Origin of the sequence: Glutamicibacter sp. NPDC087344, from assembly GCF_044744225.1 — a bacterium.
GTDB lineage: Bacteria > Actinomycetota > Actinomycetes > Actinomycetales > Micrococcaceae > Glutamicibacter.
In genome coordinates this window covers 331,722-353,352 of the sequence record NZ_JBIUXY010000004.1, presented here as the reverse complement: position 1 = coordinate 353,352, position 21,631 = coordinate 331,722, and the positions used below count along the sequence as shown (strand labels likewise).

Here is a 21,631-nt window from a genome sequence, read left to right as displayed (position 1 = left end):
GATCATCGACGATTCTACGCGAAGTAGAAGAATGCCTCAAAGTGCGGGGTAAGCAGAAGGCCCGGGCCCACAACAAGGTGTGGAACCGGGCCTGCCGCCAAGCGTACGATGCTTACTTCTTGGCTACAGCAGCCTTCAGCTTCGAACCAGCGGTCAGCTTCACCGAGTGACCTGCAGGAATCTCAATAGCCTCGCCGGTCTGTGGGTTACGGCCGGTACGAGCGGCACGATCGGTGCGCTCCACTGCCAACCAACCTGGAATCGAAACCTTCTCGCCCTGCGAGATGTTCTCAACGAATACGTCGAAAAGGGCATCCAGAACACCGTTGACGGCAACCTGGGAGTTTTCGGTCTTCGCTGCAACGGCAGCAACAAGTTCGCTACGGTTCATAGCCAATGTATGTCCTCCTGGACTAGTGATCCAAGGCCCGGTACAGACCTCGAACGCCGCACGGTCGCACGGACTTATCAGTGAAGAACATATCAAATCTCGCGGACAGAAACGCCCGAAAACAGCGTATTCTCCGGGATTTTTTCGACTATTGGCCACTTTTTCGCCCGCCGAACCGTATTTTGGGCCCGCCCGGCCGTTAAAACGCTTAACGACACCGCCCGCCGATTCGACACTGGGCGTCGAATCGGCGGGCGGTGGCTGGTAGGTGCGAGGTCCTACTTCTTGGCTACAGCAGCCTTCAGCTTCGAACCAGCGGTCAGCTTCACCGAGTGACCTGCAGGAATCTCAATAGCCTCGCCGGTCTGTGGGTTACGGCCGGTACGAGCGGCACGATCGGTGCGCTCCACTGCCAACCAACCTGGAATCGAAACCTTCTCGCCCTGCGAGATGTTCTCAACGAATACGTCGAAAAGGGCATCCAGAACACCGTTGACGGCAACCTGGGAGTTTTCGGTCTTCGCTGCAACGGCAGCAACAAGTTCGCTACGGTTCATAGCCAATGTATGTCCTCCTGGACTAGTGATCCAAGGCCCGGTACAGACCTCGAACGCCGCACGGTCGCACGGACTTATCAGATTTGAACTTACCAGCTAATCCCGACAACAAGTGCATCATTCCGCGGTTTTCGGTGTTTTCTGCGCTGAAGGGCCGTGTGAAAGTTCACGAAACTAGCTCCCGCGAAACGGGTCGCAACCTTCATTGGCCCGCACAAAAAGCTCCCACACCGGGTCCTGCAGAGTTTTGCCGCGTGTAGATTTCGCCGCGCTGGCCAGCGAAATTCTGCCCTTGGATGTGAACTTTGGCCCCAGATACACCCCCGGTCCAAGTCCCGCCAGCCCCGGGTTCAGTGCTGCCTCAACAGCTGCCACCGCCCCCTGATGTTTGCCCTGCGCGAAACTTGACTGAAGCTGGCCTGCCAGGCGCTTGGAATAGCTTGGTTCATTGATGTTTGCCACCGGAATGCTCAGCCCGGAGATCGAGTACCCCGGGTGGACGGCCAGCGACCTTCCCGGCCAGGACAGTTGCCGCAGCCGGTGGTCCAAGCTGATGGTGAACGCCTGCAAGGCCGCCTTTGACTGTGCATACGCCCGATACGAGCGATACCCCTGCTCTAGGGCCAGGTTCCGCGGATCTGTGCGGCACAGCCGGGTGGCCATGGACCCCAGGCCGATCAAACGTAGCGGGTGATCACTGAATTTGTCCGCCAATTCACCGACCAGCCTGGCGTGGCCGATGAAATTGACGCTCATCACCGTCTCGAATCCGTACAATCCCGGTTGCCGGGTCGCCGGAGTATGGATCATTCCCGCGTTGGCGATCAGTGCGTCCACGGTGCGTGAGCGAAGCTCGGCCGCCAAACCCATGGCGGATTCCAGGCTGCCGGAGTCGAACTGCATGAACTCCAAGCTGGCCTGCGGAACACGGGCGCGAATCTGCTCGATGGCACGTTCGGCCCGCGCCTGATTGCGGCAGGCGAGCACCACGTGGGCCCCGGCCTCGGCCAGCGCCAAACTCGTGAAAAAGCCGAGACCGGCATTCGCTCCGGTCACCACCATCGTTTTTCCGTTACCCAGCCCTGCCCAACGCCGCCTGTTACGATAAACATCGGCCTCGGGCAGGGAACCGGGAAACGAGGGCTGCGGTGTGTACAACATGAGCCCTACGTTACTGCAGGAATCCTAGCCTTTCAGCCCCGGCGGGTTCAGCAAGGATTCGGTGATTCCCTCATCACTCAGGCCCCATTTGTCCAAGATCTCCTGGTAGGCGCCGGATTCGATCAACCCGTTGATCGCCACCTGCACCGCTGGGGCCAACCCGTTGTCCTTCGCACTGGTCACCGCGACCTGGGCGGTGTCCGGCCAGCCGCCGGGGAAGGTTCCGAGCAGACGCAGTTCCCCGGTGGTTGCGGCCTTGTAGGCTCCGGTGGCATTCGGCCCGAAACTCGCATCGGCGCGGTGCGAGAGCAGGGCCAGGGTGGAGGCCGAGTCATCATCGTAGTATTGGAAATCCACCGCGGCCAAACCATCGGCCTGGTTTTGTTTGTCCCAATCCAGCAGCACCTTCTCCTGATTGGTGCCCGAGCCGACAATGATCTTCAGCCCGGCAACATCCTTGGCCTCGTGGATTTCGCCGACCTCGGAATCCGCGGCCGAGTAGAAGCCCAGCAGGTCTTCGCGGTAGGTCGCGAAATCGAACTTCTTTTTGCGTTCCTCGGTCACCGTCACGTTGCTCACCGCGGCCTCGTACTTGCCCGATTCGATGCCCAACGGCCAGTCGGCCCAGGAGACCGGCACCAAGTCGAGTTCCAGATCCAATGCGTCCGCGACCGCCGAGGCAATATCCGCGTCGTTGCCGATCGGTGTGGTGTTATCGGTAGCGTAGAAACTGAGCGGAGCGGAGTGCGGGGCGGTGACCACACTGAGTTTTCCGTCCTTGGCGATGTCTTCCGGAACCAGCGCCTTGGCCTGCTCATTCACTGCAACATCGGGTCGTTGTTGTTCGGGGCTCAGTAGCGGATCGGCAGCTGCGGAAGAATCAGTTGGTGTTTGCGCCTGGGAAGGATCGGAGCAGCCGGTGAAACCCAGCAGCCCCACCAACAGCACCGGCACCAGGCTCACGCGGCGGCTCATGCGGACACCTGCCCGGCAAATAGTTCACCGCGGGCGCGCTGCTCATGCTGCGGCTCCAGGCTCAGCCCGAGGTTTTCACGCAGGGTCGAGCCGTAGGAGGTGGGATAGATCCCGCGTTCCTGCAGGCGCGGCACCAGCTCGTTGACGATGTCGTCAAGGCCGGTGGGGATCAGCCACGGGCTGATGTTGAAACCGTCCACGGCGCGGTGCGCGGCGTATTCTTCCAGCCGCTGCGCGACCTGGTCATAGGAACCGGTAAAGGTATGTCCGGCGCGGTGCGATCGTTCACGCACAAATTCCACGATGTTCTGCCCTTTCTGTGCTGCCTCGGCACGCCAGGCGGCCGCGAGTTTTTTGCTATCTGCGCCCTGGAACCCGCTGCCGCGGGTCACCGAGCTTTGCTCAACCACCGGGTCGCTTTCAGGCAGCGGACCGTAGGGGTCGACCCCCTCCAACCTGGTGCCCCAGAACTGTTCCAGGTAGGCCAGTGCCTGCTGCGGGCCGATCTGGTTTTCCCGCACCCACTGGTATTTCTCCTGCGCGGCCTGCGGGGTGTCGGCCAGGATGAATTCGGCGCTCGGCATGATCTTCACCGAGTACTCCTCACGGCCAACCCGGGCGGCTCGTTCGTTGATGTCCTGGCGGAAGGCCAAGGCGTCCTCGAGCTGCACATGAGCGGAGAAAATCACGTCGGTTTGGCGGGCGGCGAAGTCCCGGCCCTCAGAGGAGTCTCCGGCCTGGAACAGCACCGGGCGCCCCTGGGCGCTGGCGGGAAGCTTGCTGGTGTAGTCCACCGAATAGTGCTTTCCCTCGTGCCGCACCGCGCCATCGGCCCAGATCTTGCGGACAGTGCGCACAAAATCCTCGGCATGGGTGTAGCGGTCGGCATGATCCAGGTAGCCGCCGCGGCGGAAGTTCGCCCCGGTCCAGGCATTGTCGGTGGTGACAATATTCCAGGCGGCACGGCCCTCGGAGAGCAGATCCAGCGAGGCAAGGCGCTGCGCCAGGTGCGCCGGGTCGTTGTAGGTGGTGTTCTGGGTGGCGACCAGCCCGATCTTGTCGGTCACCGCGGCCAGGGCGGCCAGCATGGTCTGGGCATCGGGGCGCCCGGCAACATCCGGCTCATGCACCCGCCCCAGGTGTTCACGCAAGCGCAGCCCCTCACCGAGGAAGAATGCGCTGAATAGGCCACGCTGCGCGGTCTGGGCGATCCGCTTGAAGGATTCGACGTCGGTCTGCGAGCCGGATTCTGCGCTGCGCCAGATGGTGCCGGAATTGACACCCTGGAAAAATACGCCAAAACGGAGCTGGTGGGTGCTCATGAGGCCTCCTGAAAACGGTTCTGTGCCACTGGCAAGACAAAGGATTCGCGCAGTGTGGGGTGGACGGGTGCCAAAAGGTTGGCGGTGTGCAGGCCCGGAATCACCGAGTCGGCAAGGTGCTGAAGGTCAACGGCAAGCTCACCAGGGTGCAGGTGCACCAGGTGGCGGCGCTGGTCTTCGGGGTTGGCGGTCGCCTGGGCGAAGTCGGCCAGCAGCTGGATCAAGCCCTGCGCTGATCCGGCATACACCGCACGCTCAGAGGCCGCGGCCCGCTGGGCGAGCCGGAACGCACCGGATTGGCCCGCGTGATCCAGGTACACTTCAAGCTCGATCGCCACTGCGCCCCCGGCGCGGGCACTGGCTGCCTGCTCAATCAGAGCTGGCAGCGTGGTTGCGTTCAGGGCCACCACATCGGTGCCGTTCAGCCGGCAATGACGCAGCCGGGTCTCATCGACGAACTGGCGGGAGGCGATGATCGGCAGCTGGCCCTGGGGCGGGCGCGGGGTGATGGCCGGGCCCTTCACGAAGAAGTTCTGCCCCTGGACATCAACGTAGTGGACCTTGTCCGCGTCCAGGTAGCGGCCCGTGGCCACATCGCGGATGACCGCGTCCTGCTCCCAGCTGTCCCAGAGCCTGCGGTGGGTGATCACCACGTCGGCCAGTTCCTGGCTGATCGCCTCGGGCTCCAGCACCGGGCGCCCCACGGCCGCCGCCTGCGCCGGGGTATTGTCCGCCGCGAGGATCCAGCCGGCCCGGCCGTGGCTGATCGAATCGAGGCTAGCCAGCTGGGTGGCGGTGTGGAACGGCTCGGTGTACAGCGCGTCGATGACCGGCAGCAGTCCAATGCGGTGGGTGCGTGCGGCCACGAACGTCGCACGCTGCACCGCGTCGAGCAACCCGGCCTCGGAAAAACTCACCGCGTGGAATCCTGCGGATTCAGCCTCAAACGCCGCCTGGACACTCGCGGTGGAGCTGTGCCCTACCTCATCTAGGTTCAGGGCCAAAACTAGCGATTGCTCACTCATGCTGCGTGCTCCTTAAGTGGTGCGTGAACCCGGTTGGCCCGGGGTTGTTGATCGTGTTCGCTCCACAACGTGGTCGGTGTGGAGATCAGGGGGATCACCTGCGTGGCGAAGCGTTCCAAGGTTTCCAGCTGCCCGGCGAAGGGCAGCGTGGTGGGCAGGGAAATCGACTGCAGGTCATGCCCGTAACTGGTGTGGTAGTCGATGATTTTTGCCGCCACATCCTCCGGGCTGCCCACCAGCAGCGGCCCCTCGGCTACCGCGTGCTCGATACTGCGGTACGGGGTATTGTTGCCCGGCACGTCGCGCCGGGCGGTCAACCCCTCATACACCGGGCCGAACTGCTTGATGGCTTGGGCGGTGCTGTCCGCCAGGTACACTCCGCCGGCCCCGCTGCCCGAACCGATGTACCTGCGCGCCGGGTCGTGTCCGGCCTGCTCGTAGTGCTCTTTGTAGTGGTTGATCAGGCGCAGGTAGTTTTCCCGGGGCTGGATCGCGTTCGCGGTGAACAACGGATCTCCGTAGCGGGCGGCCAATTCGGCCGAACGCAGCGAGGTCGCCGATCCGTGCCAGATCCGGATGCCGGGTTGGAATGGCCGCGGTGTGGTGCGCACCTGGTGCAGGTCGGCACGGAAGCGGCCGCTGAAACTGACCTCGTCCTCGGTGAGCAGCCGTGAGAGCAGCTGGTAGTTTTCCTCCAGCAGGTCCCACTGGTCATCCAGGTCGCGGCCGAACAGCGGGTACTGCAGGACCTCGTTGCCTTTGCCGATCCCCAGCTCAAGCCGGCCGCCGGAGAGTTGATCCACGGTGGCGAAATCCTCCGCCACCCGCACCGGGTCGAGAATGGAGAGCACCACCACCCCGGTGTGCAGCTTGATCCTCCGGGTTTGGGCGGCGATGGCGCCCAGCACCACCGCCGGCGAGGAAGAGATGAATTCCCCCGCGTGCCGCTCCCCCACGGAGAACGAATCAAAACCCAGTTCTTCGGCGCGCACCGCGGTTTCAAGCACCTGGGCGAACCTGGTGGCGGTGTCCACCTGCGCCCCGGTGACCGGGTCTGCCTGGTGCGGGATGATATCCAGGACCTGGAAACGCATTATTTGCCCTCGTAGTTCGCTTCGGTGATGGTTTGCGATTCCGGGACCGCCTCATTGCCCAGGCCCCACCGTTCAAGGACCTGGGTGTAGCTTCCGTCCTCGATGCTCGCGTTCAACGCCGCGGTCAGCTGCTCGGCCAAACCGTTCCCGGCCTTGGTGGTGGCCGCCACGAGCGTCTCGGAAGGCCAGCCGGCGTTGATTTTGCCGACAACTTTCAGGTCGTCGCGGGTGTTTTCGCGGTACACGGTTGACGGGTAGGGGGCGATGTTCAGATCGATGCGCCCGGAGGAAAGCGCCAGGATGGTGTCGGCCTCGCTGGAGTAGTACTGCAGCTCGGCCGGGGCCAGCCCTTCCTCGGCGAGTTCTTCGTTCCAGGCCAGCAGGATCTTTTCCTGATTGGTTCCGGAGCCCACGGCGATCTTCTTGCCCGAGATGTCCTTGGCTGATTCAACGGTGATCTCGCTGTCCGCACGCGCCTCGAACCCCATGAACGCCGCGCGGTAGGTGGCGAAGTCGAACTTCTTCACACGTTCGGCGTTCACTCCGACGTTGGAGAACACCGCCTCGTAGTCGCCGGATTCGGTTTTCAACGGCCAGTTCTCCCAGCTGGTGATCTGCACATCCAGTTCCAGTCCGAGTTTGTCCGCCACCAGCTGGGCCAGATCGACCTCCACCCCGATCAGGGTTTTGTCATCGGTGGCGTGGAAGGACAGCGGGACCGAGCCGCCGGTGGTCGCCACGGTCAGCTTGCCATCGGTTTTGATCTCTTCCGGGACCTTCGCGGCCAGTGCAGGGTCTTCTTCGGTGCGGATGCGGTCCTGTTCGGGGCTGGTGTTGTACTGGATGCTGCTGCCTTCTGAGGCATCCACGGTGGTGGCGGCGCTGCCGGGGTCGCTGCAACCGCTCAGGGCCAAGGCGGAAAGGGCAACAAGGCTCAGAGGTGCGGTGTGTTTCATGTGGTGTCCTTTAGATATGGAAGGCCGGTTCAAGGACCTTGGAGAGAAAAGCTTTGGTTCGTTCGTGGCGCGGGGCGCCGAAAACCTGGGCTGGGGTTCCGGTTTCGATGATGCGTCCGGCATCCATGAACACGATGCGGTCAGCCACGTCGCGGGCAAAACCGATTTCATGGGTCACGATCACCAGGGTGGTTCCGGATTCGGCCAGCGAGCGGATCGTATCGAGCACCTCGGTGACCAGCTCGGGGTCCAGCGCGCTGGTTGGTTCGTCGAACAAAACCACCTTGGGATCCAAGGCCAGTGCTCGGGCGATGGCAACCCGCTGCTGCTGGCCGCCGGAGAGCTGGCGCGGGTAGGCATCGGCCCGGTCCCCCAGCCCAACCCGGGCCAGCAGCTCCTTGGCCCGGGCCACGGCCGCGGCCTTGCGCACCTTCTTGGCGTAGATGGGCGCCTCGGTGATGTTCTGCAGCGCGGTCAGGTGCGGGAACAGGTTGAAGTTCTGGAACACCATGCCCACCTCGGTGCGCTGGGCCAGCACCTCCGATTCGCGCAGCTCGTGGAGCTTTCCGTGGCGCGGGCGGTAGCCGATCAGTTCCTCGTCGATCGCGATGGTGCCGCGTTCCACCTTTTCCAGGTGGTTGATGGTGCGCAGCAAGGTGGATTTGCCCGAGCCTGAGGGGCCCAGGATCACCAGCACTTCCCCGGGGGTCACATCCAGGTTGATATTGTGCAATACCTGCTGCGCCCCAAAACTTTTGTCCACGTTGCGGATGCTGATCGCGCCGCGACTGGTGGCCTGGGAATTATCGGTTCGATTTAGCAGGCTCATGGCTTTCCTTTCGCGGGGCATGGGTGGAGGCAAAACGGCGAACCTTCTGCCACGGGGTCAGCGGCAGGGTGCGCAGTGCACCGCGTGAGTAGTGGCGTTCGATGTAGTACTGGGCGATGCTGAGCACCGAGGTGATCACGATGTACCAGATGGTGGCGACCAGCAGCAGCGGCAGCACCTGCTGGGTGCGGTTGTAGATGACCTGCACCGTGTAGAACAGCTCCGAGTAGGCCAGCACGTACACGATCGATGTTCCCTTCACCAGCCCGATGATCTCGTTGAACGCGGTGGGCAGGATCGCCCGCATGGCCTGCGGCAAGACAATCCGGGTGGAGCGGCGCCATTTGGGAATGCCCAGGGCGGCGGCGGCCTCCAGCTGACCCTGGTCGACCGAGAGGATTCCGCCGCGGATGATCTCCGCGCTGTAGGCGGCCTGGTTCAGCGTCAGCCCGAGCACCGCGGCGGCGAACTGGCTGATCAGCGTGGTGGTCTGCACCTCGAAAAAGGTCACCGAGGTGAACGGAATGCCGAGGCTGATTTTGTCGTACAGGTACCCCAGGTTGTACCAGAGCAGCAGTTGCACCAGCAGCGGGGTGGATCGGAAAATCCAGGAGAACGTCCAGGAAACCGAGGAGAACAGCGGCGAGCTGGACAGCCGCATCAGCGCCAGCACAAAACCGAGCACAAAACCCAGGGTGCCGGCGATCGCTGTCAGTTTCAGCGTCTCACCCAGGCCGCGCAGGATGGATTCGGCGGTGAACCACTGGGCCACCACGTCCCATTCCCAGCGGGGGTTGGTGAACAGCGAGTACAGGATCGCCGCTGCGATTCCCGCGACGATCACGGTGCCGACCCAGCGCCATGGGTGACGTGCGCCCACCACGCTGTATCCAGAATAGTCGGTGGTCAGCTGGGGTTGCGCGGCGGGGGTACCCTCACGCTCCGGGTCTTGCACGGGGGCCGTGTCGATAGCTGGCATCGGGTCCTCCTTGGAAAAGTTCGAATGTTGTTGATGCCAACGCTAAACACCGCCCGGCACCCACCGCACACCGCAATTTCACACGTGGCAACAACAATTCATGCGCCGACATGATGTCGATTCGTGACGCGAAAAAATGGCTGACACGTCACGGAATGTGACGGGATGCGTCGATCCGGCGTGCTCCAAGTCGCCGCGAGTCCTGCGGCTGGCCGGTCCGGCGCCGCGCTTCGTAGGGTGATCTGAAGAAGCACGAGGAAGGAATGCCGATGAGCGAACATCACATCGTTTTTGTTGGGGGCGGGCCACGCACCTCCATGATCCTGGAGCGGATCGCGGCCAACCGGTCGCAGTTCCCCGGTGGTGCGCTCAAACTGCATGTGGTTGACCCCTACCCGGCCGGTGCCGGACGGATCTGGCGTGAAGACCAGTCGCCGCTGCTGAAACTGAATTCCCGGGCCGCGGACGTCACCATGTTCACCGATGAGTCGGTGCAGTGCCTGGGCCCGGCCGTCAACGGCCCGGCCCTTGATGCCTGGGTGCAGCTGATCCGCGACGGGAAACTGCCCGATGTTCCCGAGCTGCTCACCACCGATCGCCTGTTACAGGAAGAGGTGCGTACACTCGGGCCGGAGGATTTCCCCACCAGGCGTTTGCAGTCCTGCTATCTTCACTGGTTTTTCACCCTCATCCGGCGCTGGTTCCACACACCGGATGAGGTTTTGGTCCACCAGGACACCGTCGTCGACCTGATTCAGGGCGATTCCCGGCACCAGGTCCAGCTGGCTTCCGGCCAGGTGCTGCTGGCCGATCAGGTGGTGCTGGTTCAGGGCCACGTGGATGCCAGGCTCGATGCCGAACCGCGCTCGCTGCAGTTGGCGGCGGCCGCCGCGGCGCATCCGGATCTTGGCTACTTCGCCCCGGGGTACACCAATGACATCGATTTCAGCGGCATTCCCGCCGGGGCCGAGGTGCTGGTCTCCGGGATGGGGCTGGCCTTCACCGACCTGTTTGTGCTGCTTTTCGAGGGGCGCGGCGGGCGCTTTGAAAATCTGCCCGACGGCACCCTGCGTTACCTGCCCAGCGGGAGGGAGCCGCGGCTGCTGGCCGGTTCGCGCCGCGGAGTTCCCTACCACTCAAAAATTCGCAGCACCCCGCGCGGTGAAATTTCCGCCGAGGCCCGCTACCTCACCGTCGACGCGGTGGCGCGGCTGCATCAGGAACATGGATCGCTGGACTTTTTCACCCACCTGTGGCCGCTGATCGCCAAGGAGGCGGGGTTCTGGTACTACCGCGAACTGCTGACCGGGCATCCCGAACGCACCACGGGCAGCTTCGCAGACTTTGTCCACCGCTACGACGCACTGCACTGGTATTCGGCCGCGCGCAGCGAGTTGGTGGCTCAATTCATCCCGCACCTCGCGGACCGGCTGGAGTTCGACCAACTTGAATTCCCGCTGCAGCTGGCCAACCCGCCCGGCGCGCCCGGATCGCCCGCTGCACCCAGCGCCAACCAGATAGATCGGCTGGTGAGCGAACACATTCGCCAGGACCTTGAACTGCGCGACGGGCTGGAGCATTCACAGCTGCAGGCATTGTTTTTGGGCTTGCTGCGTTCCTACATGGACCTGCGGCTGGTCACCCACCTGCTCAGCGACGCCGGCCGGTTGCAGCTGGCCGGCTGGTGGCAGGGATTTTTCAGTTTTGTCGATTCCGGTCCGCCGGCCCACCGGCTGCGCGAACTGCTGGCCCTGCATCAGGCGGGGTTCATCGGCTTCCTGGGGCCGCAAGTGGGTTTCGGGTTTGACCCCGATGCCCAGCTTTTCAGCGCGGCGACCATTTCCGGGCCGGTTCACGCGCGCTGGCTCATCGAAGCCAGGCTTCCGCAATCCACCGTCGAGAGCACCGCCAACCCATTGATCGCCGCACTGAACCGCCGCGGTCTGGCGGCCACCGAACCAGGAGGTTCAGGAAAAATGAACATCAACACCCAACGCCAGGTGATCGGGGCCGATTCCAAGGCCCGCCGCTGGCTTTTCGCCGTCGGCGCCACCGTTGCAGGATTCGGCGGCGGAGCGTTCTCCCGCCCCGCGTCCAATGCCGCGCCCTTTGTGGATTCCGACGATCTGGCCCGCGAGTTGCTCACCGCGCCAACCATGTCAGAATGGGAATTGGCCGGATCCGTTGCCAGCGCCCACCACACCATCGGATAGGACCACCATGCACCTGATTACCCCGCACATTGTGGAGCTCACCGATCCACGCCTGGCCCCGCTGCTTGCCGGGCTCACCGCGGAATACACCCAACGCTACGGCGACCACGACGGCTCCGTGGCCCGGGAGCTGAACCGATTCCCGGCCGAGGAATTTCGCGCGCCGGTAGGGCGGATCGTGATCCTGGAGCTCGACGGGCAGACCGTGGCCGGCGGGGCATTTCGCCCCTATGATCGGCAGACCGCAGAATTCAAGCGCATCTGGACCCATGATGACTACCGCCGCCGAGGCCTGGCCCGGAAAGTCCTCACCGAACTCGAGCTGGAAGCAGCGAAGCTCGGGTATAGCCAGGTTTATCTCACCACCGGACCGCGGCAGCCCGAGGCGCGGAACCTCTACCTGCGCGCTGGCTACACCCCGCATTTCGATCTGCACGCAGATCCTGCCTCGCTCGCATACCTGGCCTTCAGCAAATCCTTGGCATCCCTGAGTGCGCAGTGACACCATTGGTGTATGAAGGATGAGAAGTCCGCCCGGGACGCGGCCCTGAATGCGGCACGCTACCGGGCGCAGCAGGCAAGCCAGGAGCCGTTGCCGGTCGACGAATACGCCGAAGCGACCGGCATGGCCCCGGTGGCCGAGCCGAAAACCCCGCTGCAGTTCTACGCGCAGGATGAAGCTTGGGAGGTCGCCAATTCGGTGCTCGACGAGGCATTCGCCCGCGGCGACTTCGACAATCTTGCCCTGGCCGGGCAGAACATCGATCACCTGACCAGCTCCACCGACCCGGATTGGTGGCTGAAGTCGATGATGCACCGCGAGAAGATCTCTGGCCTCGGCCCGCCGGCGCTGACGCTGCGCGTGGAAGACGAGCATATGGACAAGACCCTGGATAAGCTGCCTACCGAGGCGGTGGTCCGCGAACATATCGAGGACTTCAACCAGCGCGTTATCGAGGCCCGGCGCCAGCTGCTGGGCGGCCCGCCGGTCATCACTTCGCTGCGCGAGCCCACCGCGGAGGTCCTCGCCTGGCAGCAGCGACGCCACGCCAACGCCCCCGAGGAGCAACCTGCCCAGCCCACGCGCCGCTGGTGGCGGCGGCGAAAATAGGTATTAACGGCGAATGCCGCCCTCCCGAAGGAAGGCGGCATTCGCTAAGTCAGAAGACTTGCAGGTCTTACCAGGAAGACTTGGTGATGCCCGGAAGCTCACCACGGTGTGCCATGTCGCGGAAGCGAACACGGGAGATACCGAACTTCTGGAAGGTACCGCGTGGGCGGCCGTCGATTGCGTCGCGGTTGCGAACGCGCACTGGGGAAGCGTTGCGTGGCAGCTTCTGCAGGCCAACGCGGGCTGCTTCGCGAGCCTCGTCGGTTGCGTTTGGATCAACCAGGGTCTTCTTCAGTTCGAGGCGCTTTTCAGCGTAACGCTCGACGATGACCTTGCGCTGTTCGTTCTTTGCGATCTTGGACTTCTTGGCCATGTCTTAGCGCTCCTCTCGGAATTCTACGTGCTTGCGGACTACCGGATCGTACTTCTTCAGAACCATACGGTCTGGATCGTTACGACGGTTCTTACGGGTGACGTAAGTGAAACCGGTGCCGGCGGTGGACTTCAGCTTGATGATCGGACGTACGTCCTTATCCTTCTTTGCCATTTTTAGAGCTTCACACCCTTCGCAATCAGGTCTGCAACAACAGCGTCGATACCGCGGGCGTCGATGATCTTGATGCCCTTGACCGACAGGGTCAGAGTTACCTTACGGCGCAGTGAAGGCACGTAGTAGGTCTTCTTCTGGATGTTCGGATCGAAACGACGCTTGTTGCGACGGTGCGAGTGGGAGATGCTATGTCCGAAGGCCGGAGTAGTACCGGTTACCTGGCAAACAGCTGCCATGATCACTCCTTAGTTAGTTAGTAGTAAAAATTCGGCGGTACTCGCGCGTGCTGCCCATAAGTGAATATCGGCACCACATCTGCGTTATGAGTCCCGCCAACCAGTGAAACACCGTTATTACTGCACACTAGGAAGAAACCAGGCTGGGTGAGAACCAACCGAAGAGCCTATAAGTATGTTAGACGGTGAACTTCGCAGCCGATCGAGCATTTTCCCCGTACTCAGTGGGTTGCGACATTCGGTATTACGGGCTATTCGTGCCTGCCAGGATCCCAAAAGATGGCATCACGGCACACGCGATTAACGCCAGATTAGCTTATCGAGAATTTCTCAGGGTTCCAAATCCTCCGACGGGTCCCGCAAAATCCAATGTTCCGCATCCATCCCCGCGGTCAGCTTGCGGGTAATTCGTCGAAGATCGTTAACATCCTTGTCATCAAGGGAATCAAAGAGTTTTTCACGGACTGTTGCCACGTGATGCGGCGCCATCCGCACTACCGCATCCCATCCCGCGTCGGTTAATGAGGCGATTTTCACACGTGCATCCTCGGCAGATTGCTCACGCGCCACCCAACCGCGGGCCTCAAGCTTCTTCACCACGTGCGACAGGCGGGAGAGCGAGGCGCTGGTGTGCGAGGCGAGTTTTGTCATCGTCAGCTTGCGGTCGGAAGACTCGGAGAGCATCGCGAGCATGTGGTAGTCGAAGAGCGTGATCCCATCCAGCAGGTGCAGGTCAGAATCAAGTGCGGCTGGAAGCAATGTCAAAACGGCGTTCAGCCCCAACCAGGCCTCGCGTTCCTGCTCCGAAAGCCACACCGGCGCCTCACCCATCAACAGTCCCATCCTTCGCTGTGCACCACGTCGCACGGCACGACGTACTTTCATTGTAGGTGCCGCAAACCCCTGTAACAGGCGCGCCTAGACCTTTTCGAGTTGCCGCTTCTTCCGGTAGCTGATGATCTGCCCGATGATCACCACCAGCAGGGCGATGATGAACATTGCCGAGCCGATCACGTTGGCCTGGGCGGGGATGCCGCGCGTGGCCGAAACGTAGATGAACTTCGGGAAGGTCTGGAAGTTTCCGGAGTTGAAGTTCGTGATGATGAAGTCGTCGAAGCTCATCGCGAAACTGAGCAGCGCGGCCGCCACAATCCCGGGCAGCAGCAGCGGAAAGGTGATCTTCCAAAACGCGAGCCGCGGTGAGGCATACAGGTCGGCGGCGGCCTCTTCGAGCCGCGGATCCAAGGAGGAGACCCGGGCGCGGACCGTGACAATCACAAACGACATGCAGAACACCGTATGGGCGATCACGATGGTCCAGTAGCCAAGCTGCCAGCCGAGGTTCAGGAACTGGGCCAGCAACGAAGCGCCGAGCACCACCTCCGGGGTGGCCAGCGGCAAGATGATCAACACGTCGGTGAGCCGGCGGAACCGGAACCGGTAGCGCACCAGGCCCAGGGCGATGCAGGTGCCCAGGGCAGTGGCGATCACCGTTGCGACCAGGCCGACCTGCAGCGAGTTCGCCAGCGATTCGCACACCGCCGGGGCGCCGCAGGGATTTTGCCAGTTCGCCCAGGTGAACCCGCGCCATTCAAGGTTGGTACGGCCCGCATCGTTGAACGAAAACACAAAAATGTAGATGATCGGCACCAGCAGGTACACAAATGCCAGGCCCCCGGCGAGCGGGACAAACCAGCGTCCACGTGTCATTTACCTCAGCTCCTCGGTGCCGAACCGCCGGATATAGATCGTGACCAGGATCAGGATGGAGAGCATGAGCACGAAGCTCAATGCGGCCGCCCCGGGGTAATCGATGACCTTGAAGAACCTGGAGTCGATGACCTGGCCGATCATCGTGGTATTGCGGTTGTTGCCCAGCAGCGCCGCGTTGACGTAGTCGCCGGCCGCCGGGATGAAGGTCAGCAGGGTGCCGGCGAAAATCCCCGGGGCGCTCAGCGGCAGGGTGATCTTGACGAAGGAGTTCACCGGGCTGGCATACAGGTCCCCGGAGGCCTCCAGCAGGCGGGTATCCAGCCGCCCGAGGTTCGCATAGATCGGCAACACCATAAACGGCAGGAAGTTGTAGGTCAGGCCGGCGACGACGGCGATCGGGGTGGCGGTCAGATGGCCGTCGGCCGGCAGGATCGCGACGAATTTCAGGCTCTGCGCGATGAACCCCTCATCGGCCAGGATCTGCTTCCAGGCCTGGGTGCGCAGGATGAAGCTGGAGAAAAACGGGGCGATCAAAAGCACCAGCAGCATCCCCTGCAGCAGCGGTTTCTCCCGCAGACGCACCGCCACCAGGTAGGCCATCGGAAAACCGATCAGCAGCGCCAGCACCGTGGCGATCAGCGCGAAACCGAATGAACGCAGCAGCTCCGGCCAGTAGGCGGAAAGCACCACCAGGTAGTTCCCGATCTCGAAGCCCGGAACAAATTCTCCGATCTCCGCGCCCGGCGGTTTCACATACAGGCTCATGGCCAGCAGCACCACCACGGGGAGCGCGAAAAACAGCGCCAGCACCGCCAGCCCCGGGGCCACCAGGAACACCCCGGCGCGCCCCTTGCGGCGTTCGGACCGGATCTCGTCCTTGCTGCGCAGGTCTGAGGTGGCACGCCGAGTCATGACTGCACCCCGGCATCCATCCGCTCGTCCCCCGCCAGCCCAAAGGAGTACTCGGTGTCCCAGGAGAGGAACACGGTATCCCCCACGGCCGCCGGCTGCTGCCCGCGGTTTTGCGTGAAGGTTCCCAAACGCCCCACCCCGGGCACATCCACCAGGTATTCGGTGGTGGTGCCGGTGAAGGAGACATCTACCACGATGCCGGAGAATTCGTTGAAGCCGGCCCCGGAGGCGGCCCGGGCGATGCTGATCTTCTCCGGGCGGACCCCCACCACCACCTGCCCGCTGTGCTGCACCGCACGATCCGCCGGCAGCAGCACCCGGTGGCCGTCGACGTCCACCTCCAGCACCGCATCCTGCTTCCCGCGCACCTGCCCGCGCATCAGGTTCGATTTGCCCAGGAAGTTCGCCACAAACGCGGTGCGCGGCAGCTCGTACAGTTCACGCGGCCCTCCCAGCTGCTCGATCCGCCCCTCGTTCATGACCGCGACCACGTCGGCCATGGTCATGGCCTCCTCCTGATCGTGGGTGACGTGGATGAAGGTCAGGCCCACCTCGGTCTGGATGGTTTTCAGCTCGAACTGCATCTGCCGGCGCAATTTCATGTCCAGCGCGCCCAGCGGCTCGTCCAGCAGCAAGACCCGGGGGCGATTGACCAGTGCGCGGGCCAGCGCCACACGCTGCTGCTGGCCGCCGGAAAGCTGCGCCGGCTTGCGCGAGGCCAGCTGCTGTAGCTGCACCATTTCCAATCCAGCCTGGGCCTTGGCCATGGCCTGGGGATCCTTGGTGCGTTTGAGCCCGAAGGCCACGTTCTCCAGCACACTCAGGTGCGGGAACAGCGCATAGGACTGGAACACCGTGTTGACCGGGCGTTTATGGCTGGGCAACGCGGTGACGTCAGCGCCGCCGATCAGGATCTGCCCCGAACTGGGAGCTTCCAGCCCGGCGATCATGCGCAAGGTGGTGGACTTCCCGCACCCGGAGGGTCCAAGCAGCGCAAAAAACGTGCCCGGCTCGATCAACAGATCCAGCTCCTGCACCGCGGTGAACTCCGCGAACCGCTTGGTGATGGAGCGCAGCTGCAGGTGGGCTCCGGAGGTTTCGGGTAGGACGGGCGCGGTGTTCAGCACCGGATCGTTTCCTGGCATTGGTTGCCTCGGTTTCCTCCAGCCCGGGCTCCCGCGGCTGGGTAAGTAAGTGCGCGGCTAGGCGCCGATGGCGTCCTGGAAATCCGCGGCGAAGCTCGACTCCTCGTCGGCATCCAGCGAGCGGAACACATAGGCCTTTTCCAGGTCCTCCTCGGCCGGGAAAATCAGCGGGTTCTCCATGAGCGACGGGTCGATCTTCTCCATCGCCTCCTTGGCGCCGGTGACCGGGCAGATGAAGTTCACGTAGGCGGCGACCTGCGCGGCGACCTCCGGCTGGTAGTAGTAGTCCATCAGCTTCTCCGCGTTGGTTTTGCGCGGCGAGGCCACCGGGACCATCAGGTTATCGCTCCACAGGGTGCCCCCGGCTTCCGGAATCACGAACTCCCATTGGTCGTTGTTCTCAAAATTCATCTGCACCAGGTCCCCGGACCAGACGATCCCGGCGATCGCATCGCCGGAGATGAAATCCTCCTTGTAGGAGTTGCCCTTGACCTGGCGGATCTGGCCGTTGCCGATGTTCTCGCTGAGCACCTCCAGCGCGGCGTGGAATTCGTCGGTGCCCCAGGACCCGGAGATGTCCACCCCGTTGTTCAGCATCAGCAGGCCCATGGTGTCGCGCATTTCATCGAGCACGGTGATCCGGCCCTTGAGCTGCGGGTCCCACAAATCCGCCACGGTGCGCAGCCCCTTGGGGAATTTCTCCTTGTTCCAGGCGATTCCGGCATAACCCGACTGCCAGGTCAGCGAGTGTTCGCGCCCGGGGTCGAAATCCACGTCCTGCAGGCTCGGCAGCAGGTTGGCGCTGTTGGGAATGTTCTCCAGATCCAGCGCCTGGGTGTAGCCCTGGCGGATCATGCGCCCGGCCATCCAGTCGGTCAGCGTGAAGATGTCCTGCCCGATGTCCTGCCCGGCCTTCAGCTGCGCCTGCACCTTGCCGTAATAGGTGTCGTTCCCGTCGATGTCCTCCGCGTAGTTCACCGAGATCCCGCTGCTCTGGGTGAAGGCTTCCAGGGTCGGGTACACCTTCTTTTCATCGTCGTAGTCCAGGTACAGCGTCCAGTTGGCCCAGTTCAGACTTGGATCGGAGGCTGAAATGTCGGTGACGGCCGGGCCAGCGGCCGTACCGTTGCCACCGCCGGTGCCTCCGGTGCCGCAGGCGGCCAGCAAACCACCCAAGCCCAGGGCCCCGGCCGCTGAGAGCACCGTGCGGCGCGAGAGGTTGCGCTGGCTCAGGGCGACCAGTGCTCGAATCTGCGGATCTTGCGGCGTGTTCCCCATCGGTCCAACCTTCTCCTCGCAGGATGTGTGCTTGGTTGTGGAACATCCTGTCAGGTCGGGCCGGCACTGACAAGACCCGGGCGGAAGATTCCACATGAGAATCCGCCAAGCTAGGGCGAAAACTTTATTGAACGGCCCCTATCGCAACTGATTCGGTGGAGGTAGTCTCGTGGCTAACGCTCTTGAGACGAGGACGATCATGACATTGCCAGCACCGGCGAGCGCCAGCATCGACACAATTTCCAAGCAGATCATCGAGCAGCTGCAGCAGGACGGGCGCCGCTCCTACGCCAGCATCGGCAAGGCCGTGGGCCTGAGCGAGGCGGCCGTGCGCCAGCGGGTGCAAAAGCTCTGCGAAAGCAGCGTCATGCAGATCGTGGCGGTGACCAATCCGCTGGAACTCGGATTCACCCGGCAGGCACTGATCAGCGTCGTCACCGACTCCCAGATCAGCGCGACAGCGGACCGCATTGCCGAACTTCCCGAGGTCGACTACTGCGTGATCACCACCGGCAGCGCGGACATCCTGGCCGAGGTGGTCTGCTCCGGCGACGAAGACCTGCTGCGGGTGATCAGCACCATCCGCGGCCTTCACGGGGTGCTGCGCACCAGCACCTTCACCTACCTCTCACTGAAAAAACAGGAATACAACTGGGGAACCCGATGACCGACAACCGCCAGCAAGCCGCCCGCGACCACCTCTGGATGCACATGGCCCGGCATTCGGGCCTGGCCAACGGAGGCACCGTCCCCATCATTTCGCGCGGCGAAGGGCATATGATCTACGACGACGCCGGCCGCGGCTACATCGACGGGCTGGCCGGGCTGTTTGTGGTCAACGCCGGCCACGGGCGCGCCGAGCTGGCGGAGGTGATGGCCGCACAAGCGCAAAAGCTGGCCTTCATGCCGCTGTGGTCCTACGCGCATGAGCCTGCCATCGACCTGGCCGAGCGGCTGGCCGGGTACGCCCCGGGAGAGCTGAACCGCGTCTTTTTCACCACCGGCGGCGGCGAGGCGGTGGAATCCGCGTTCAAACTGGCCAAGCAGTACTTCAAGCTCACCGGCCAACCGGGTAAAACCAAGGTCATCTCCCGGGCCCTGGCCTACCACGGCACCCCGCAGGGGGCGCTGGCGATCACCTCGCTGCCGAGCATGAAAACCCCGTTCGAGCCGCTGGTCCCGGGGACTTTCCGGGTGCCGAACACCAACTTCTACCGGGCGCCAGAGATGTTCGCGGACAATGAGAAGGACTTCGGCCTGTGGGCCGCCGAACGCATCCGCGAGGCGATCGAATTCGAGGGAGCCGATTCGGTGGCGGCGGTTTTCCTGGAGCCGGTGCAGAATTCCGGAGGGTGCTTCCCGCCTCCCCCGGGCTACTTCCAGCGGGTGCGGGAGATCTGCGACGAGTACAACGTGCTGCTGGTCTCCGATGAAACCATTTGCGCGTTCGGCCGCGTCGGGGAGATGTTCGCCTGCAATACCTTTGGCTACACCCCGGATATCATCACCTCCGCCAAGGCGCTGACCAGCGGTTATGTGCCGCTGGGGGTCATGATCGCCTCCGAGAAGCTCTTTGAGCCGTTCACCCGCGGGGATACCACCTTCTACCACGGGTACACCTTCGGCGGGCATCCGGTGGCCGCGGCGGTGGCCATGGCGAACCTGGACATCTTCGAGCGCGAGGACCTGAACGGCAACGTGCAGCGAAATGCCGACGCCTTCAAATCGACCTTGGAAAAACTCAAGGACCTGGATATTGTCGGCGATGTGCGCGGGGCCGGCTACTTCTACGGGATCGAACTGGTCAAGGACAAGGCCACCAAGGAAACCTTCACCGACGCGCAGTCCGAACGGCTGCTGCGCGGGTACCTGACCCCGGCGCTGTGGGAGGCCGGGCTGTATTGCCGGGCCGATGACCGCGGTGACCCGGTGATCCAGCTCGCTCCGCCGCTGACCATCGGGCAAACCGAGTTTGACCAGATCGAATCGATCCTGCGCGGGGTGCTGGCCGAGGCCGCCAACCGAATGTGACGGTAACCTGACTACGCCGGATTGGTGCTTTGTGGCCTGTGACACTACTGTGTGGATTAAGCAGCCATGGAAGCAGGAATCTCATGCTGGAACCGACCCGAATTACGCTGGCCCGCCACGCAGCGGGGTACAGCCTTGTGGATCTTGCGCGACTTCTTCAGGTGCGCGAATCCACCATCCGCCATTATGAATCCTGCGGCGCCCCGCAACGGCTGGCACCGGTGTTGGCCGAGGCGCTGGACTGCGCACCTGGATATTTCCGACGACCGCCGGCGCAGGGAATCGAGAAGGAACGGATCTTCTTCCGCGCCCCGCGCCGCATGGGGCGCGCCCAGAAAAACGCCTGCGCCGCGCTGGGCCGGACCGGCGCCGAGCTCTACCAGCTGATCACCGCCAAATACACGCTTCCGGACACCGAGGTTCCGGACTACACCGGATTCGGGGCCCAGGCCGCCAGCGCACAGCTGCGGCTGGACTGGAATCTGGGGTGCGGGCCGGTACCCGACCTGCTGCACGTGCTGGAATCGCGGGGAGTGCGGGTGCTCAGCGCGGCCAGCGGTCCCACCTTCAGTTTCTGGGAGGATTCCCAGGCCTTCATTTTCCTGGCCGCCGGGGATGTGGCCAGCCAGCGCTACCAGCTGGCGCACGAACTGGGGCATCTGGTGCTGCACTCCGCGTTGGGAACCGACGGGCAGGCGGCAGAATACGAGGCGGAGCAGTTTGCCGCGCGCCTGTTACTGCCGGCCCACTCGTTGCAGGCGCGCATCTCCGACACCCTGCAGCTTCCGCAACTGCTCGACCTGCAGGAGCTGTTCGGAGCGCCGGCGCGGTTGATCCTGGGCCACGCCCGGGAATGCGGCATGCTGGCCGATGAGCCTTACCGGTGGCTGGTGCAGGAGCTGGCCCTGGAACGGGCTCCAGGGGCGGGGCTGCTTACCTCACGGGTGTTCTCCTTGGTGTTCCCGTCGCTGCGAGGCGAGGACCGGCTGGACGCCGCACGGATGGCCGACACCCTGGGCCTGCCGGCGCGCACCCTGCATGAACTGACCTTTGGCCACGCGTTTATGGTGGTGCCCGGCCTGAAGGATGCAATGGTGCTTCGAGCCGAAGGGCATTTGCGCGCGCTGCCCTAGCCGTGCGCCGTCCCGCGCAC

24 protein-coding genes are annotated in these 21,631 nt (G+C 63.3%); 6 read left to right on the top strand and 18 right to left on the bottom strand.

Translation table 11 applies throughout. The features are described from left to right. Nucleotides 1-112 precede the first annotated feature (112 nt). The 10 genes from ACIOWL_RS09245 to ACIOWL_RS09200 all read right to left on the bottom strand — a co-directional run bounded on the left by ACIOWL_RS09245 (nt 113) and on the right by ACIOWL_RS09200 (nt 9,289). Nucleotides 113-397 (bottom strand): HU family DNA-binding protein, encoded by a 285-nt coding sequence (locus ACIOWL_RS09245; RefSeq protein WP_400383886.1) that lies wholly within the window; start codon nt 395-397, stop codon nt 113-115. Nucleotides 398-669: 272 nt separating this feature from the next. Beyond that, nucleotides 670-954 (bottom strand): HU family DNA-binding protein, encoded by a 285-nt coding sequence (locus tag ACIOWL_RS09240; RefSeq protein WP_400383886.1) that lies wholly within the window; start codon nt 952-954, stop codon nt 670-672. A gap of 168 nt (nt 955-1,122) precedes the next feature. Beyond that, a complete protein-coding gene (locus tag ACIOWL_RS09235; protein WP_400383883.1) occupies nt 1,123-2,109 on the bottom strand; it encodes an SDR family NAD(P)-dependent oxidoreductase in 987 nt (328 codons plus the stop codon). Nucleotides 2,110-2,133: 24 nt separating this feature from the next. Next, the gene (locus ACIOWL_RS09230; protein ID WP_400383880.1) at nt 2,134-3,084 is read right to left on the bottom strand and encodes an ABC transporter substrate-binding protein; all 951 of its coding nucleotides are present in this window, start codon (nt 3,082-3,084) and stop codon (nt 2,134-2,136) included. Beyond that, complete coding sequence (locus ACIOWL_RS09225; protein ID WP_400383877.1) at nt 3,081-4,406, bottom strand: LLM class flavin-dependent oxidoreductase; 1,326 nt, start codon at nt 4,404-4,406, stop codon at nt 3,081-3,083. Before ACIOWL_RS09225 ends, ACIOWL_RS09230 begins: the two co-directional genes overlap by 4 nt. Next, a complete protein-coding gene (locus ACIOWL_RS09220; protein WP_400383874.1) occupies nt 4,403-5,431 on the bottom strand; it encodes an LLM class flavin-dependent oxidoreductase in 1,029 nt (342 codons plus the stop codon). Before ACIOWL_RS09220 ends, ACIOWL_RS09225 begins: the two co-directional genes overlap by 4 nt. Beyond that, complete coding sequence (locus ACIOWL_RS09215; protein WP_400383871.1) at nt 5,428-6,525, bottom strand: LLM class flavin-dependent oxidoreductase; 1,098 nt, start codon at nt 6,523-6,525, stop codon at nt 5,428-5,430. The genes ACIOWL_RS09220 and ACIOWL_RS09215 overlap by 4 nt, the downstream gene beginning before the upstream one ends. Then, complete coding sequence (locus tag ACIOWL_RS09210) at nt 6,525-7,481, bottom strand: ABC transporter substrate-binding protein (RefSeq protein ID WP_400383868.1); 957 nt, start codon at nt 7,479-7,481, stop codon at nt 6,525-6,527. Before ACIOWL_RS09210 ends, ACIOWL_RS09215 begins: the two co-directional genes overlap by 1 nt. 10 nt (nt 7,482-7,491) lie before the next feature. Continuing rightward, nucleotides 7,492-8,310, bottom strand: a complete 819-nt coding sequence (locus tag ACIOWL_RS09205) for an amino acid ABC transporter ATP-binding protein (RefSeq protein WP_400383865.1) — start codon at nt 8,308-8,310, stop codon at nt 7,492-7,494. Then, entirely contained in the window at nt 8,285-9,289 is a 1,005-nt protein-coding gene (locus ACIOWL_RS09200) for an amino acid ABC transporter permease (protein WP_400383862.1), read from the bottom strand. The genes ACIOWL_RS09205 and ACIOWL_RS09200 overlap by 26 nt, the downstream gene beginning before the upstream one ends. Before the next feature lie 269 nt (nt 9,290-9,558). On the opposite strand from ACIOWL_RS09200, the gene ACIOWL_RS09195 reads away from it, so the two are divergent. From ACIOWL_RS09195 to ACIOWL_RS09185, 3 genes are read left to right on the top strand one after another with little or no spacing between them, the layout of a single operon-like run. Then, a complete protein-coding gene (locus ACIOWL_RS09195; protein ID WP_400383859.1) occupies nt 9,559-11,502 on the top strand; it encodes an FAD/NAD(P)-binding protein in 1,944 nt (647 codons plus the stop codon). Nucleotides 11,503-11,509: 7 nt separating this feature from the next. Further along, nucleotides 11,510-12,004, top strand: a complete 495-nt coding sequence (locus tag ACIOWL_RS09190) for a GNAT family N-acetyltransferase (protein WP_400383856.1) — start codon at nt 11,510-11,512, stop codon at nt 12,002-12,004. Between the two features lie 12 nt (nt 12,005-12,016). After that, complete coding sequence (locus ACIOWL_RS09185; RefSeq protein WP_400383853.1) at nt 12,017-12,613, top strand: DnaJ family domain-containing protein; 597 nt, start codon at nt 12,017-12,019, stop codon at nt 12,611-12,613. A gap of 67 nt (nt 12,614-12,680) precedes the next feature. Here ACIOWL_RS09185 and rpsN read toward each other — a convergent pair whose 3' ends face one another. The 8 genes from rpsN to ACIOWL_RS09145 all read right to left on the bottom strand — a co-directional run bounded on the left by rpsN (nt 12,681) and on the right by ACIOWL_RS09145 (nt 18,447). Beyond that, on the bottom strand, nt 12,681-12,986 hold the full coding sequence (gene rpsN, locus ACIOWL_RS09180; protein WP_400383850.1) for a 30S ribosomal protein S14: 306 nt from the start codon (nt 12,984-12,986) through the stop codon (nt 12,681-12,683). Nucleotides 12,987-12,989: 3 nt separating this feature from the next. Continuing rightward, on the bottom strand, nt 12,990-13,160 hold the full coding sequence (rpmG, locus tag ACIOWL_RS09175; protein ID WP_022874359.1) for a 50S ribosomal protein L33: 171 nt from the start codon (nt 13,158-13,160) through the stop codon (nt 12,990-12,992). Between the two features lie 2 nt (nt 13,161-13,162). Beyond that, entirely contained in the window at nt 13,163-13,399 is a 237-nt protein-coding gene (gene rpmB / locus ACIOWL_RS09170; RefSeq protein ID WP_313810991.1) for a 50S ribosomal protein L28, read from the bottom strand. A gap of 330 nt (nt 13,400-13,729) precedes the next feature. After that, nucleotides 13,730-14,230, bottom strand: coding sequence for a MarR family winged helix-turn-helix transcriptional regulator (locus ACIOWL_RS09165; protein WP_400383846.1), 501 nt, complete (start codon nt 14,228-14,230; stop codon nt 13,730-13,732). Nucleotides 14,231-14,317: 87 nt separating this feature from the next. After that, a complete protein-coding gene (locus ACIOWL_RS09160; protein WP_400383843.1) occupies nt 14,318-15,109 on the bottom strand; it encodes an ABC transporter permease in 792 nt (263 codons plus the stop codon). After that, the gene (locus tag ACIOWL_RS09155; protein WP_400383840.1) at nt 15,110-16,024 is read right to left on the bottom strand and encodes an ABC transporter permease; all 915 of its coding nucleotides are present in this window, start codon (nt 16,022-16,024) and stop codon (nt 15,110-15,112) included. It abuts the gene before it with no gap. After that, entirely contained in the window at nt 16,021-17,169 is a 1,149-nt protein-coding gene (locus ACIOWL_RS09150) for an ABC transporter ATP-binding protein (protein ID WP_400383837.1), read from the bottom strand. The genes ACIOWL_RS09155 and ACIOWL_RS09150 overlap by 4 nt, the downstream gene beginning before the upstream one ends. Before the next feature lie 57 nt (nt 17,170-17,226). After that, on the bottom strand, nt 17,227-18,447 hold the full coding sequence (locus ACIOWL_RS09145) for a PotD/PotF family extracellular solute-binding protein (RefSeq protein WP_400383834.1): 1,221 nt from the start codon (nt 18,445-18,447) through the stop codon (nt 17,227-17,229). Between the two features lie 199 nt (nt 18,448-18,646). On the opposite strand from ACIOWL_RS09145, the gene ACIOWL_RS09140 reads away from it, so the two are divergent. The 3 genes from ACIOWL_RS09140 (at nt 18,647) to ACIOWL_RS09130 (ending at nt 21,611) form a co-directional block, all read left to right on the top strand. Continuing rightward, on the top strand, nt 18,647-19,114 hold the full coding sequence (locus ACIOWL_RS09140) for an Lrp/AsnC family transcriptional regulator (protein ID WP_400383832.1): 468 nt from the start codon (nt 18,647-18,649) through the stop codon (nt 19,112-19,114). Then, a complete protein-coding gene (locus ACIOWL_RS09135; protein WP_400383829.1) occupies nt 19,111-20,478 on the top strand; it encodes an aspartate aminotransferase family protein in 1,368 nt (455 codons plus the stop codon). The genes ACIOWL_RS09140 and ACIOWL_RS09135 overlap by 4 nt, the downstream gene beginning before the upstream one ends. 83 nt (nt 20,479-20,561) lie before the next feature. After that, nucleotides 20,562-21,611, top strand: a complete 1,050-nt coding sequence (locus tag ACIOWL_RS09130; RefSeq protein WP_400383827.1) for an XRE family transcriptional regulator — start codon at nt 20,562-20,564, stop codon at nt 21,609-21,611. Nucleotides 21,612-21,631: the final 20 nt, after the last annotated feature.